This window comes from Paenibacillus barengoltzii NBRC 101215, from assembly GCF_004000745.1.
Taxonomy (GTDB): Bacteria; Bacillota; Bacilli; order Paenibacillales; family Paenibacillaceae; genus Fontibacillus; species Fontibacillus barengoltzii.
This window is the reverse complement of the sequence record NZ_BILV01000001.1, coordinates 140,022-152,675: the sequence shown is the minus strand read 5'-3', so window position 1 is coordinate 152,675 and position 12,654 is coordinate 140,022. Positions and strand designations below refer to the sequence as shown.

The window sequence follows — 12,654 nt, the reverse complement described above, 5'->3', positions numbered from 1 at the left end:
GCCTTTGTTTTGATCTTGGTTAGGACAGTCTTCTCTGTTTTTGCTATAATAAAACTAATTGGCAGTTGTGGAAATGGAGAGATTGGCATGATCCTACATAAAGGCGAAATCTTGTTCCGTCAAGGGGACGATGGTTCTTTTCTATACCATATTAAGAGCGGGCTGTTTAAGGTAACGCGTCTGCACCCGAACGGGAACATGGTTTTGTTTAATATTTTGTACCCGGGGGAAACGGTACCGCATCATTCCTTGATTACCCCGAAAGAGGTGCACGGGACGGCGATCGCTCTCATGCGCAGCGAGGTTGAAGCGATCCCTGCGCAGGTATGGTATCGCGAGCTTCAGGAGGATCCGAAGAAGCCGCTGGAGGTCGCGCAGCTGTTGCAGGAGAAGGTTCGGTTCATGCAGGAGCGGCTTGACCATTTGACGATAGGGACGCCGGCTGAACGTCTGGAGCTGCTGACGAAATGGCTGGGACAGCATGCTCATGGCGTACCTTTGACCGATTATTTGACTCAAGAAGAGATCGGACAGCTGATCGGCGTGCGGCGAGAGACGGTGAACCGGCTGCTGCGCAGCCATGGTCACGAACGGTCATAAGAAACGGCTTCACGAACAAAAGCGCGGATAACCGGGGATTGCTCCGGTTATCCGCGCTTTTGGTATGCCGCTTATTCGTCCAGGGTTCCAGCCGGTCCAAAAAATTCAAAGTGAATCCGCTCTTCGGGCACGCCCCATTCCTTCAGGGCGCGGCGAACCGCCTTCATGAAGGGAACCGGGCCGCAGAAGTAAAAGTCGCTGTCAGCTGTCGTAATCGTCTTCAGCCAAGGCAGATCGATATAGCCGGTTTTGTCGCAGCCTTCGCCGGCTTCGGACGTTTCATATACGGTGTAGGTACGCAGATTGTCGTTGGTCCGTGCGAGCTCGGCAATATGCTCCTTCATCGCATGGTGCTTCGCGTTGCGAGCGGCGTGGACATAGACGATATCGCGTTTGATTTCGCCTTGCAGCGCTGCTTCCAACATGCTGACCATCGGCGTAAGACCAACGCCGCCGCTGAGCAACACAAGCGGCAGGTTCGACGATGGATTCAATGTGAAATCGCCGGCCGGCGCGCTAAGTTCGAGCACATCGCCTTCTTCGATCTGGGTATGCAGATAGGTCGAGACAATGCCCGCCGGGCGGTCCTCCGCAGCATCCTCCCGTTTCACCGAAATCCGGTAATACGGCTTGCCCGGTGCCGTGGACAGGCTGTAATGGCGCAGATGGGTAAACTCCTGGCCTTCCGGTTTCACACGGACAGTAATGTATTGCCCCGGCTCATAGGCGGCAATCGCTTGGCCGTCCTCCGGCTTCAGATAAAAGGAGGTGATCACGTCGCTCTCCTTAATCTTCCGGTCAACGATGAAGCGGCGGAATCCGCGCCAACCGCCTTCTTTTTGCTCGGCTTCGCGGTACATCTCCGCTTCTACGCTGATAAATACGTCCGCAATGACACCATATGCCTTAGCCCAAGCATCAAGGATTTCCTCGGTGGCGGCGTCACCCAGCACCGTCTTGATGGCGGCGAGCAGGTTCTCGCCAACAATCGGGTATTGCTCCGGCTGGATTCCTAACGCCCGGTGCTTCTGGGCAATGCCGCGAACGACCGGAAGAATCTCTTCCAGACGGTCAATGTGCGCCGCAGCGGCATACACCGCATTCGCCAGCGCGGTAGGCTGTTTGCCTTGGCGTTGGTTGGCATGGTTAAACACGTTGAGCAGCTCGGGATGATTTTTGAACATGGTCTGATAGAAGGTTTTCGTAATCGTTTGTCCATGAACTTCGAGAACAGGTACGGTAGATTTAATGATTTCGATCGTCTTTGAATCAAGCATCGGTGGAACCCTCTTTCCTTGATTTTTCGTTCCACCTCAGTATAGGAAGGCTTGAATGGTCAAAAGGTGACTTTCGTCACATCGAAAATTGCCAATGTGTGAACTGTTACTAAAATGCAATGACATCTATCACACAATCCAAGGAAATAAATTGGCTTGTCGCTTGTCCCGTGGAGTCATGATTCGTTTTGTGGTATAATATGAATAGAAGAAATTCTAACAGAAAGGATCAGGATACCATGAGTCCCCGAAGGACGAAATCCCAAAGGACGATTTGGAAACGTTGTGATCTCTCTTACACTTAGCTCCTTTCGTAGCTAGTCGGTATTTCGGCGACAAACCTACGAAGGAAGCGTGAAATCATGCGAAGGATGAATTCCTCATGGACTCACTCCGTAGGGTGTTGCCGAATGGTCAACCAAACTACGATAAGAGGGATTCCAAATGAGGACAATAGCAAGATGGCAGACGTACGGTACTCGGTTATTAATGATGTTAGCAGGATCTAGTTTATTGGCGTTTACGTATTACCACATCAATTTTCAGAACGGATTGTCGGAAGGCGGATTTGTTGGCCTGGCGTTGCTTGGCAAATATTTGTTTAACCTGCCTCCGGCCTTGACCATGATCGCACTCGATTTGCCGATCGTGGTGCTTGCCTGGTGGTTGAAGGGCCATCGGTTCGTGCTGAATACGGTGGTGGCATCATTGACGTTTTCGCTGGTTTACGAGTTGTGCGAGCAATTTTCGCCGCTGTCGATGAACCTGCACGGCAACCTGCCGTTGGCCGCATTACTGTCGGGTCTTCTCACCGGTTTCGGTGCGGGACTTGTGCTGCGGGCCGACGGAGCGAGCGGCGGGGACGATATCTTGTCCATGCTTCTAAGCCAGTGGTCCGGCATCAAGATCGGTACGATGTTTATTATCATGGATGCGGTCGTGCTGACGGTCTCATTGTTATATTTACCATTCAAAGAAACGATGTTTACCATATTGGCAGTGCTGATCGCCGGCAAAGTGATTACCTGGACCGTCCATTACGGTCAGGGACAGCTTACGCCGATGCGGCTGCCTTACCATCCAATCAAAGAGAAAACGGCTCGAGCTTAAGGCTCGGGCCGTTTTCTCTTTGATGGATCAGGATCTCCAAGATCCCTGCTGCCGGCGGATCAATACGATTTGTCCGGCATGATAGGCATCATGCAGCATCCAGCGGGAGAGTTCGTGTCCGTACGACTCGCCCGTATTGACATAAGGTGCCGCCAGGGCTTCAGCGGTCAAGGAAGCGATCACTTCGCGCAATTCCAATTGAATTCGTTTCGTTTCAGCGAGCACGTCTTCCCAGGCCGCTTCGTCCTGAACTCCAGTACCGTTGAAGCTCTCTTCGTTCGTTTCGAATCGGGGGCCTGGTTCGATTCCTTTCAAACGGCTGAGCATCCGCCCGTTATAGTAGTTGATATGATTGACGGTTTGCCAGATCGTATTTCCGCCTCCCGGAGGAGCCCAAGCAGCTTGCTCGGCGGTCAATCCCTCCAATGCTGTCGACAACGGCACGATCCATTCCTCGACATCCCAAGTATTGTCCTTTTGCACAACGAGTAAATCGACGGGGGTAATGCTCATTCCATTTCCTCCTTATCATTGTAACTGGCTAATTACGATTTCAAGGGTTACAATGATATTGTAGCAGAAGAAATGAGAAATGTAACCATTTATTTATTGATTAGGTCGTTACGGATTTGGGGGCTTCGAAGTGGAAACATTATGGAGTGATTTTTTGAACAGCGAGTGGCATGACTGGCGGGGAAGCGGACGCAGCGAAGATCGGCTGGAGAAGCTGAACTGGCAGCAGTGGTTCCTTAATCAATGGCAATTGACTGCTCCTGTGCCGATGCCGGCGGAAGAGGTCTTGGCCATGCGTCATTTTCGGGAACGCCTGCATGCCTTAACGGTCAAACTGGCGGGAGGCGGTAAGATGGGGGAGGCGGATTGGCAGGTGCTCAATAAACATTTGGCGCAGGATCTGGTTACCCGCAGGTTGTCCGGAGAACCGGGAGACATCCGGCTGCAATATGTTCCAGTGACGGAGGACTGGCGCCATGTGCGGGCAGAGATTGCCGCCAGCTTCGGTGAAACGCTGCTTCACGGGGAAACGTCAAGAATTCGCCTGTGTGATAACCCGGATTGCCGCTGGTTTTTTTACGATGACACGCGTAACCGGACGAAGAAATACTGTGAAGACAAGACGTGCGGCAATTTGATGAAGGTGCGGAGGTTTCGCGCCCGTAAGAAGGCGGGAACCGATCCAGGCGAGCAATAGCTTGTTCTTCATAAATAACAAGAAACAGGCGGCCGAGAGGGGCTGCCTGTTTCTTGTTTCAGGTATTACTTTTGCGATTTGGGCTCATCTTCAAACAGGTACAGATATTCTCCGTATCCTTCCTTCTCCAAATCGGCCTTCGGCACGAAGCGGAGCGCTGCCGAATTGATGCAATAGCGGAGTCCTGTTGGTTCCGGACCGTCCTCGAAGACGTGACCCAGGTGGGAATCGCCCAGCCGGCTGCGCACTTCAGTGCGAATCATGAAATGGCTGGTATCGGTCTTCTCCTTGATGTGATAGCTCCGGATCGGGCGGGTAAAGCTCGGCCAACCGCAGCCGGCATCGTATTTGTCACGGGAACTGAACAACGGCTCGCCGGAGACGACATCCACGTAAATGCCTTCTTCTTCATGGTCCCAATACTCTCCGGTAAAAGGACGCTCAGTCGCATTATTTTGTGTGACCTCGTATTGGATTGGCGTCAACTTGCGCTTCAGCTCTTCCCGATTGGCAGGGCCGGACCAGTGGCGCTCCAGGAAATCTTCACGTCCGGAACCTTTGCGATACAGCCGATAGTGTCCCGGATTTTTCTTATGATATTGCTGATGATACTCTTCGGCAGGATAGAATGGGGCTGCCGGCAGAATCGGGGTAACAATCGGTTTATCGAAGCGGCCGCTTTGCGCAAGCTCTTGCTTGGAAGCTTCCGCCTCCTGACGCTGCTGCTCATCATGATAGAAAATTGCGGTCCGATACGAATCCCCGCGGTCATGGAATTGGCCGCCTGCGTCAGTTGGATCAATTTGCTGCCAATACAACTCCAGCAGTTTGCGGTAAGGAAAGATGTCCGGATCGTACGTAATCTGCACCGCTTCATAATGGCCGGTGTTCCCAGCGCAAACCTCCTCGTACGTAGGGTTTACCGTGTGACCGCCGGTATATCCAGAAATAATGCCGTGAACGCCGGGCAGCTCCTCGAATGGTGACACCATGCACCAGAAGCAGCCTCCGGCAAACGTGGCTAATTTGAGATTGGAATTTGTTGATGGACTCATTTGGGATCCCTCCATTTCATCACTATTATAACTTGTTTTGACACAAAGCCAAAATGATAGCATAAAAGGCTGGTTCTCTCGTAAAGTGCGTGCTATAATATAACTCAATAAAACATGCATGGTTCCCAAAGGGGAGTAGCTGTTACAATAAAGTCGTCATTACGGGAGTTATACATACCCCGGCTTTATTGGCAACGAAGAGTTGTTAGCGAGACCTTTGCCCGTAGCGAGTATTGGGTAAAGGTCTTTTTTGATGCGTATATGCGTCGTGCCCAATACGGACACGGCGCATTTTTTTTGGAACGGTGGGATCTTCCCGTAGTCCCAGCCATCTCGATCGTCCGATTGAACCGTCTCGCCATCTTGCTGGCCTGAGGCAACGGACGTGAATGGCGAGGCCGTGATCCAAAAAAATAGAACCGCACGCATGGAACATTAGAAAGGGGAGAGAACATGGACTTCTTGTCACCGGAATTTTGGATGGCCTTATTATCCATCGTCCTGATCGACCTCGTCTTAGCTGGGGACAACGCAATCGTTATTGGGCTTGCTGCCCGCAATGTACCGCAACAGGATCAGAAGAAAGTAATCGTATGGGGAACCCTGGGGGCAATTGTGATCCGGGTCGTCATGACACTGCTCGTTGTGCAGTTGCTCAACATCCCGGGACTACGGCTTGCCGGAGGGCTTGCTTTAGTCTGGATTGCTTATAAACTGCTGATTGAGGAGAAAAGTCATGAGATCAAGGCCGGGAACCAAATGTGGGCGGCCATTCGCACGATAATTATCGCCGATGCCATGATGGGTCTCGACAACGTGCTTGCAGTCGCTGGCGCAGCGCACGGGGACACCTTGTTGGTCATTATCGGTTTGGCTGTATCCGTACCGATTATGGTATGGGGCAGCACGATGATTCTGAAGCTGACGGAACGCTTTCCGATCGTCATTACGATTGGGGCGGCTGTGCTGGCTTGGACTGCATCCAAGATGATCGTTGAAGAACCGTTGATTCATGACTGGTTCGCCAGCCCTTGGATTAAATACGGCTTCGAGCTGCTCGTCATCGCTGCGGTCGTGCTGCTTGGCAACCTCATGAAGAAGCGCAAGGCGCGGCTTCACCAAGCGAAAGCGATGCCGCAAACAAACGGAAGCTAATAGGAAACGCAAGAGAACAACGCCACAGGCGGCCGATTAACGGCCGTCGCGGCGTTATTTTTTGTGTTTGTTGGCTCGCTCGTTAATTGTTGTTCTCCCGGGCAGATAAACGAAACTGCTTGGGCGACATGCCAAATCGCTTGCGGAATACTTTATGAAAGTAGTTGTAGCTAGGGAAGCCGGAGCTTTCCGCAACATGCTCCAGCGATAAAGGGCTAAAAATAATCCGCTCCCGCGCCATGTTCAGCCGCACCTCCAGCGTGTATTGAATCATGCTGGTGCCAAAGGCCTGCTTGAAAAGATGCACCGCCCGCGACACGCTGATGCCGACGTGGGCTGCAGCGTCCTCCAGTTTAAAGGGCGAGGAGGCGTTCTCTTCGATATAATTTTTTAGACGGTGGGCAAGATAGGTAGGATAGGTGGGCTGCGGCTGCTCGAGCAAATTTCGTTCAATCTCCAAGCACAGAATCTTCAAGTAATATTCGGAGATTTCCGGCATGGGGTTAGAGATGCGGCGCTGCTCCAGCATAATCTGACGGAAGGCTCCAACCATCCCTTCGGACAGGGGAACCTTCAAACGGTGTGGAAGCGGCCGGCGATTCCACCAGGACTCAATCCATTCCCCGGACAAGAAAATATGGTAATCTCCGCTGGAAACCACGGGTTCACCAGTTCCGTTCGTTTCGGCTTCGATTTTCAACTCGTAAGGGTCCCCGGGGGCGAACAGCAGCAAATCCCCAGGCTCCAGCAGCTCCAGCCGCCCGTTTAGCCGCGTGCGGCATTTGCCTAACGTCTGCAGGCGGATGAGATAATTTTCGTGCCCGTTCGGCAGGGTCGTGTGGAACGGTTTGCGGTGCAACGAATAACCAGCATATAAAATTTGCAGATTTGCCTCTTTGTTCATCGGTGTCCTCCACAGGGTTCTCGAAAAAAATGACCAGATTGTTCATGTTTCAATCATATTATTCATTTTACATTGGAGCAATTTGAAATACCATGGTACATGGGTAGCGCATCAAATAGACAAACATCTGCTTGGCAGGAGTGACCAAAATGACAGACATCCAGATTGGCATTATCGGCTGCGGCAACATCAGTCCGGCTTACCTCCGTCATTTGGCGAAGAGCGACAGGCTGAAGGTTGTGGCGCTGGCCGACCAGTTTCCGGAGAAGGCGCGCGAGCGGGCCGAGGAATTCAGAATTGAAAACGTATTCACAGTTGAAGAAATGTTACGGCATCCTAGAATCGACCTGATTCTGAATCTCACGGTGCCTTCATCCCATGCAGCGATTAACATTGCGGCTCTGCAGCACGGTAAGCACGTTTACGTGGAGAAGCCGTTGGCGATCCGCTTGGAGGACGCCAGACGAATGCTGGAGCTGGCTGCGGCACGCAACCTCCGCGTCGGCTGTGCCCCGGATACCTTCCTTGGCGCCGGGCTGGAAACGGCCCGCAAGGCGATTAATGACGGGTTGATTGGACGTCAGGTGGCAGCTACCGCGTTTATGGTCAGCGGCGGGCCGGAACGCTGGCATCCGAATCCCGAGTTTTTCTATGTCGAAGGCGGCGGGCCGATGTTTGACATGGGGCCGTACTATCTGACGGCGCTAGTCCAATTGCTGGGACCGATTCGCCGGGTCAGCGGTTCGGTGGGAAGTCAGATTCCGGAGCGGACGATCGGCTCGGGACCGAAAGCGGGCACCCGGATCCCCGTTCATACGCCAACCCATTACAGTGCTTCGCTGGATTTCGTGGGAGGGGCGATCGGTACGCTGGTGACCAGCTTTGATGTGCGAGGCGGGAGCATGCTGCCGCGGATGGAGATTTATGGCACCGAAGGCACGCTGGAAGTCCCAGATCCGAACTGGTTTACCGGCGAGGTGAAGCTTCGTTGGGCCGGAGAAGAGACTTGGGAGACGTTGCCGCCGGTATTTGCCAGCGAAGAGAACGAGCGGGGACGCGGTATTGAGGAAATGGTGCAAGCGATGCAGGAAGGCCGGGAGCATCGAGCCAGCGGGAAACTGGCTTATCATGTTCTGGAAGCGATGCATGCGGTTGCCCGGTCCTCGAATGAAGGTCGGCATATCCTGTTGAGCCCTGTAGAGCTCTAAGGGACTTACTTATGATGAAGAGGAGAAATGAACCCATGACGAAACTTGGTTTGCAGTTGTATACGGTTAGAGATCATTTGGAACGGGATTTTGAAGGAACCTTGCGCAAAGTGGCGGAGCTTGGTTATCAAGGTGTCGAGTTTGCCGGTTTTTATGGACGTACCGTAGAGCAAGTACAGGAGATTCTGCGGGAGACAGGATTAACGGCGATTGGTGCGCATACGCCCTATACCCGATTGAAGGAAGCGATCGACGAGGAATTGGCGTTTAATAAAGCGATTGGCAGCCGCTATATTATCGTTCCTTATTTAGCGGAGGAAGACCGCAACCGTTGGTCGGAAATCATCGAAGATTTGAAAATATTCGGTGAAAAGTGCAAAGAGGAAGATTTAGTGCTTTGTTATCATAATCATGATTTTGAGCTGACATTGCAACACGATGGCAAGCCGGTGCTTGACGCCATCTACGAGCAAGTGCCTGAACATCTGCTGCAGGTGGAGCTCGATTCCTGCTGGGTTGCCTTCGCTGGAGCGAATCCGCTGGATTATATCGCTACATATAAGGGGCGGCTTCCGCTGGTGCACTGGAAGGACGTGGTCAAGAAGGCAGACGGTTCACCGGATACGGTTGAGCTTGGCCGCGGGGAAATTGCCATTACGGAGATCGGTGATGCTGCAATTGATGCGGGGGTGGAATGGTTAATCGTCGAGCAGGACCATTGTGCCGGAGATTCGCTCACGAGCATTCAGACAAGCATGGAATGGGTGCGTGACTATGCGCAAAAAGGAGGTAAACTTCATGTCTAAAACGTTGAAAGTAGCTATTATCGGCTGCGGCGGGATTGCGAACGGTAAACATTTGCCAAGCCTGGCCCAGCAGCCTGAGGTGGAGATGGTCGCATTCTGCGATATCATCGAAGAACGCGCAGCCAAGGCTGCTGCCCAATACGGTGGCGAGAATGCCAAGGTATACACCGATTATCGTCAGTTGCTGGCGGAAAGCGATGCCGAAGTCGTACATGTGTGCACGCCAAACGATTCCCACGCTGAAATTACGGTTGCTTCGCTGGAATCCGGCCGCCATGTCATGTGCGAGAAGCCGATGGCTAAGACGGCAGAACAGGCGCGTCAAATGCTGGATGCGGCGAAGCGTACGGGCAAGAAGCTGACGATCGCTTATCAAAACCGCTTCCGCAGCGACAGCTTGTATTTGAAGGAAATTTGCGAAAAGGGTGAGCTCGGTGACATTTATCTGGGGAAGGCGCTGGCGCTTCGCCGCCGGGCCGTGCCAACTTGGGGCGTCTTCCTCGATGAGGAGAAGCAAGGCGGCGGTCCATTGATTGATATCGGTACGCACGCTCTGGATCTGACCTTGTGGCTGATGGACAACTATGAGCCGAAGAGCGTCACCGGTTCTGTCTTCCACAAGCTTGGCAGCCGCGAGAATGCAGCGAATGCATTCGGGCCATGGAATCCGGAGGAGTTCAAAGTGGAGGACTCCGCATTTGGCTTCATTACGATGAAGAATGGCGCGACAATCATTCTGGAATCAAGCTGGGCGCTGAACATCGTGGATATCGGCGAAGCCAAAACACTGCTGTGCGGAACGGAAGGCGGCGCGGACATGACCAACGGACTACGGATCAATGGGGAGAAATTGAGTCGCCTGTATGAAACGAAGATTGATTTGGGCTCGGGCGGTGTTGCCTTCTTCGAGGGGAAACAGGAGACCGAAGCTACTCGTGAAGCAAGAGCTTGGGTACAAGCGATTCTCGAGGATAAGGAACCGCTGGTGAAACCGGAGCAAGCGTTGGTTGTCACGGAAATTTTGGAAGCGATTTACGAGTCGGCGAGAACGGGTAAAACGGTTTATTTTGATTAATCACGGGAGGGACCGGAGATGAAATTAGGCGTATTTCTCGTATTGTTCGGAGGGCTCCCCTTGGAGCAGGCGCTGGATAAGGCAGCGGCACAGGGGCTAAAAGCTGTAGAGATCGGGACTGGAGGTTATCCTGGCAACGCGCATTGTAATCCCGATGTATTGTTGGAAAATAAACAAGCGCGGGAGGAGTTCAAACGGGCGGTGGAATCGCGGGGGTTAACGATCAGTGCGCTCAGCTGCCACGGCAATCCTCTGCACCCGCAAAAGGCGGTGGCGCAAGAGTTCCATGACGCTTTCGTCAAGACCGTTCAATTGGCTGAATTACTGGAGGTGCCGGTGGTAAATACGTTCTCCGGCTGTCCCGGCGATCACGAGGACGCGAAATATCCGAACTGGCCGGTTGCACCGTGGCCGAACGATTACCAGGAGATCCTCGATTGGCAGTGGAACCAGAAGGTGATTCCGTATTGGTCGGAAATGGGCCGTTATGCCGCAGAGCATCATGTGAAGATCGGTCTGGAGCTGCACGGCGGGTTCTCCGTGCATACGCCGGCCACGCTGCTTCGCCTACGCGAAGCGGCTGGGGAAGCCATCGGCGCCAATTTGGACCCCAGCCATATGTGGTGGCAGGGAATTGATCCGGTGCAGGCGATCTCGATCCTTGGCCGGGCTGGGGCGATTCACCATTTCCACGCCAAGGACACGACGATTGATCCGGTGAACGTGAACCGTTACGGGCTTACGGATATGCAGCCTTATACGATGATGCAGGATCGGGCCTGGCAGTTCCGTACAGTAGGATATGGCCATGATTTGAAAACCTGGGCGGACATTATCAGTGCCCTTCGCTTGTATGGCTACGATTATGTTGTCAGCATCGAGCATGAAGACGGCCTGATGTCGATCGACGAAGGGTTCACGAAGGCGGTACGCAATCTCCAGCAGGTGTTGGTGGAAGATTCTGCCGGCGAAATGTGGTGGGTATAAGTTACAACCAGCGTAATATACTATACTAGCGGCCGCCGCCTAGGCGGTCGTTTTTTTAAATGACCGGGCATCCCCCTTACTTTCCTCTAATAAATATGCTATTATGAAATATACTAACAAATTGTAAGCTTTCAGCCCTTAGGTCGGCGATGATAACGAGGTGAATTTTATGGATGAGCATTCCCAGGCAATGTGTCCGCGATTTGAATCGGCATTTTCGTTTTTAGGCAAACGTTGGAACGGTCTGATCATCAAAACGCTGATGGACGGTCCCAAGCGATTTAAGGATATTTCGAATCAGATTCCTTCCATGAGCGATAAAATGTTATCCGAGCGGATGAAGGATCTGGAATGTGAAGGAATCCTGGTTCGCCATGTCTATCCTGAGACGCCGGTCCGGATTGAATATGAACTAACGGAGAAAGGCCGGGCGCTTCGTCCCGTTATGGAACAAGTGCAGTCCTGGGCGGAAGAGTGGATTAAATAAACAACGAACATGCCGTTACCGGCGAGCGGGCGGCATGGAATATCATAGAAAGTAGGTGTACGTGTGGCTGATGTAATTGTTATTGGAGCAGGACCTGCAGGAGCTAGTGCAGCACTTTTCTTGGCGAAGGCAGGTAAAGAAACGCTCGTTCTGGACAGCAACTCCAGTATGACCAAACGGGCATGGATCGAGAATCATTACGGTGCGAAGGACATTTCCGGACCCGATTTGCTGAAGGTCGGCCGGGAGCAAGCGGAGAAATTCGGCGCGAAGTTCATTGAAGAGAAAGTGACTGACATCGATACGAACGGTGGTTCAACGGTTACGGTGAAGACCGAATCCGGCCGCAGTTATGAAGCGTCCCATATCATATTGGCCACCGGCGCGTTAACCGACCTTGCAAGCGCTATCGGTTTGGAGCTGAAGGAAGGCCGCGAACCTCGAATCAAAACGGTGATTGCTACGGATGGCCAAGGCCGTACGAGCATTCCGCGCATTTGGGCAGCAGGAACGGTTGCCGGGGTAAGCGTGCATACGATCATTACCGCGGGCGACGGCGCGAAGGTCGCGATTGAGTTGATCAGCGAAATGAACGGCGAACGCTACGTTGATCACGACGTACTTAAGTAAGACATCTGAACATACAACAGGCTTCCGATGACGGGGGCCTTTTTATTTTTGCCAATATCCATCAGGGAGCCTGAAATTTGAGAACCTGCACTTTGTCCGGTATGCTTAAGAAGAAGGAATACGATCTGGCCGAAGTTGGGAAAATGATGA

The 12,654-nt window shown here is 52.7% G+C and carries 14 protein-coding genes; 10 read left to right on the top strand and 4 right to left on the bottom strand.

The features are described 5' to 3' along the window. Positions 1-87: 87 nt before the first annotated feature. Positions 88-600, top strand: a complete 513-nt coding sequence (locus PBA01S_RS00780) for a Crp/Fnr family transcriptional regulator (protein WP_009225289.1) — start codon at positions 88-90, stop codon at positions 598-600. Between the two features lie 71 nt (positions 601-671). Here PBA01S_RS00780 and hmpA read toward each other — a convergent pair whose 3' ends face one another. Next, the gene (gene hmpA, locus PBA01S_RS00775) at positions 672-1,877 is read right to left on the bottom strand and encodes an NO-inducible flavohemoprotein (RefSeq protein ID WP_009225290.1); all 1,206 of its coding nucleotides are present in this window, start codon (positions 1,875-1,877) and stop codon (positions 672-674) included. Positions 1,878-2,321: 444 nt separating this feature from the next. Here hmpA and PBA01S_RS00770 point away from each other — a divergent pair, with 444 nt between their 5' ends. Continuing rightward, positions 2,322-2,987: a YitT family protein gene (locus tag PBA01S_RS00770; RefSeq protein ID WP_127575099.1), complete on the top strand. Its 666-nt coding sequence runs from the start codon at positions 2,322-2,324 to the stop codon at positions 2,985-2,987. Positions 2,988-3,014: 27 nt separating this feature from the next. On the opposite strand, the gene PBA01S_RS00765 is transcribed toward PBA01S_RS00770, so the two are convergent. After that, entirely contained in the window at positions 3,015-3,500 is a 486-nt protein-coding gene (locus PBA01S_RS00765) for a DinB family protein (protein ID WP_028538292.1), read from the bottom strand. 130 nt (positions 3,501-3,630) lie between these two features. Here PBA01S_RS00765 and PBA01S_RS00760 point away from each other — a divergent pair, with 130 nt between their 5' ends. After that, positions 3,631-4,197 carry a CGNR zinc finger domain-containing protein gene (locus tag PBA01S_RS00760; RefSeq protein ID WP_127575098.1) on the top strand — a complete coding sequence of 189 codons (567 nt, stop codon included), beginning with the start codon at positions 3,631-3,633 and terminating at the stop codon, positions 4,195-4,197. 65 nt (positions 4,198-4,262) lie between these two features. Here PBA01S_RS00760 and msrB read toward each other — a convergent pair whose 3' ends face one another. Continuing rightward, positions 4,263-5,252, bottom strand: coding sequence for a peptide-methionine (R)-S-oxide reductase MsrB (gene msrB / locus PBA01S_RS00755; protein ID WP_016311654.1), 990 nt, complete (start codon positions 5,250-5,252; stop codon positions 4,263-4,265). Between the two features lie 453 nt (positions 5,253-5,705). Here msrB and PBA01S_RS00750 point away from each other — a divergent pair, with 453 nt between their 5' ends. Further along, positions 5,706-6,407: a TerC family protein gene (locus PBA01S_RS00750; protein ID WP_127575097.1), complete on the top strand. Its 702-nt coding sequence runs from the start codon at positions 5,706-5,708 to the stop codon at positions 6,405-6,407. An 82-nt stretch (positions 6,408-6,489) separates the two neighbouring features. On the opposite strand, the gene PBA01S_RS00745 is transcribed toward PBA01S_RS00750, so the two are convergent. Beyond that, positions 6,490-7,311: an AraC family transcriptional regulator gene (locus PBA01S_RS00745; protein ID WP_127575096.1), complete on the bottom strand. Its 822-nt coding sequence runs from the start codon at positions 7,309-7,311 to the stop codon at positions 6,490-6,492. A 149-nt stretch (positions 7,312-7,460) separates the two neighbouring features. Here PBA01S_RS00745 and PBA01S_RS00740 point away from each other — a divergent pair, with 149 nt between their 5' ends. From PBA01S_RS00740 to PBA01S_RS00715, 6 genes are all read left to right on the top strand, one after another. Beyond that, a complete protein-coding gene (locus PBA01S_RS00740) occupies positions 7,461-8,519 on the top strand; it encodes a Gfo/Idh/MocA family protein (RefSeq protein ID WP_127575095.1) in 1,059 nt (352 codons plus the stop codon). A gap of 35 nt (positions 8,520-8,554) precedes the next feature. Beyond that, positions 8,555-9,325: a sugar phosphate isomerase/epimerase family protein gene (locus tag PBA01S_RS00735; protein ID WP_028538287.1), complete on the top strand. Its 771-nt coding sequence runs from the start codon at positions 8,555-8,557 to the stop codon at positions 9,323-9,325. Continuing rightward, a complete protein-coding gene (locus tag PBA01S_RS00730; RefSeq protein ID WP_016311659.1) occupies positions 9,318-10,400 on the top strand; it encodes a Gfo/Idh/MocA family protein in 1,083 nt (360 codons plus the stop codon). The genes PBA01S_RS00735 and PBA01S_RS00730 overlap by 8 nt, the downstream gene beginning before the upstream one ends. Positions 10,401-10,418: 18 nt before the next feature. Then, the gene (locus tag PBA01S_RS00725) at positions 10,419-11,387 is read left to right on the top strand and encodes a sugar phosphate isomerase/epimerase family protein (RefSeq protein ID WP_085170742.1); all 969 of its coding nucleotides are present in this window, start codon (positions 10,419-10,421) and stop codon (positions 11,385-11,387) included. Positions 11,388-11,556: 169 nt separating this feature from the next. Beyond that, the gene (locus PBA01S_RS00720; RefSeq protein WP_009225301.1) at positions 11,557-11,874 is read left to right on the top strand and encodes a winged helix-turn-helix transcriptional regulator; all 318 of its coding nucleotides are present in this window, start codon (positions 11,557-11,559) and stop codon (positions 11,872-11,874) included. Between the two features lie 63 nt (positions 11,875-11,937). Beyond that, positions 11,938-12,504 (top strand): FAD-dependent oxidoreductase, encoded by a 567-nt coding sequence (locus PBA01S_RS00715; RefSeq protein ID WP_009225302.1) that lies wholly within the window; start codon positions 11,938-11,940, stop codon positions 12,502-12,504. Positions 12,505-12,654 lie beyond the last annotated feature (150 nt).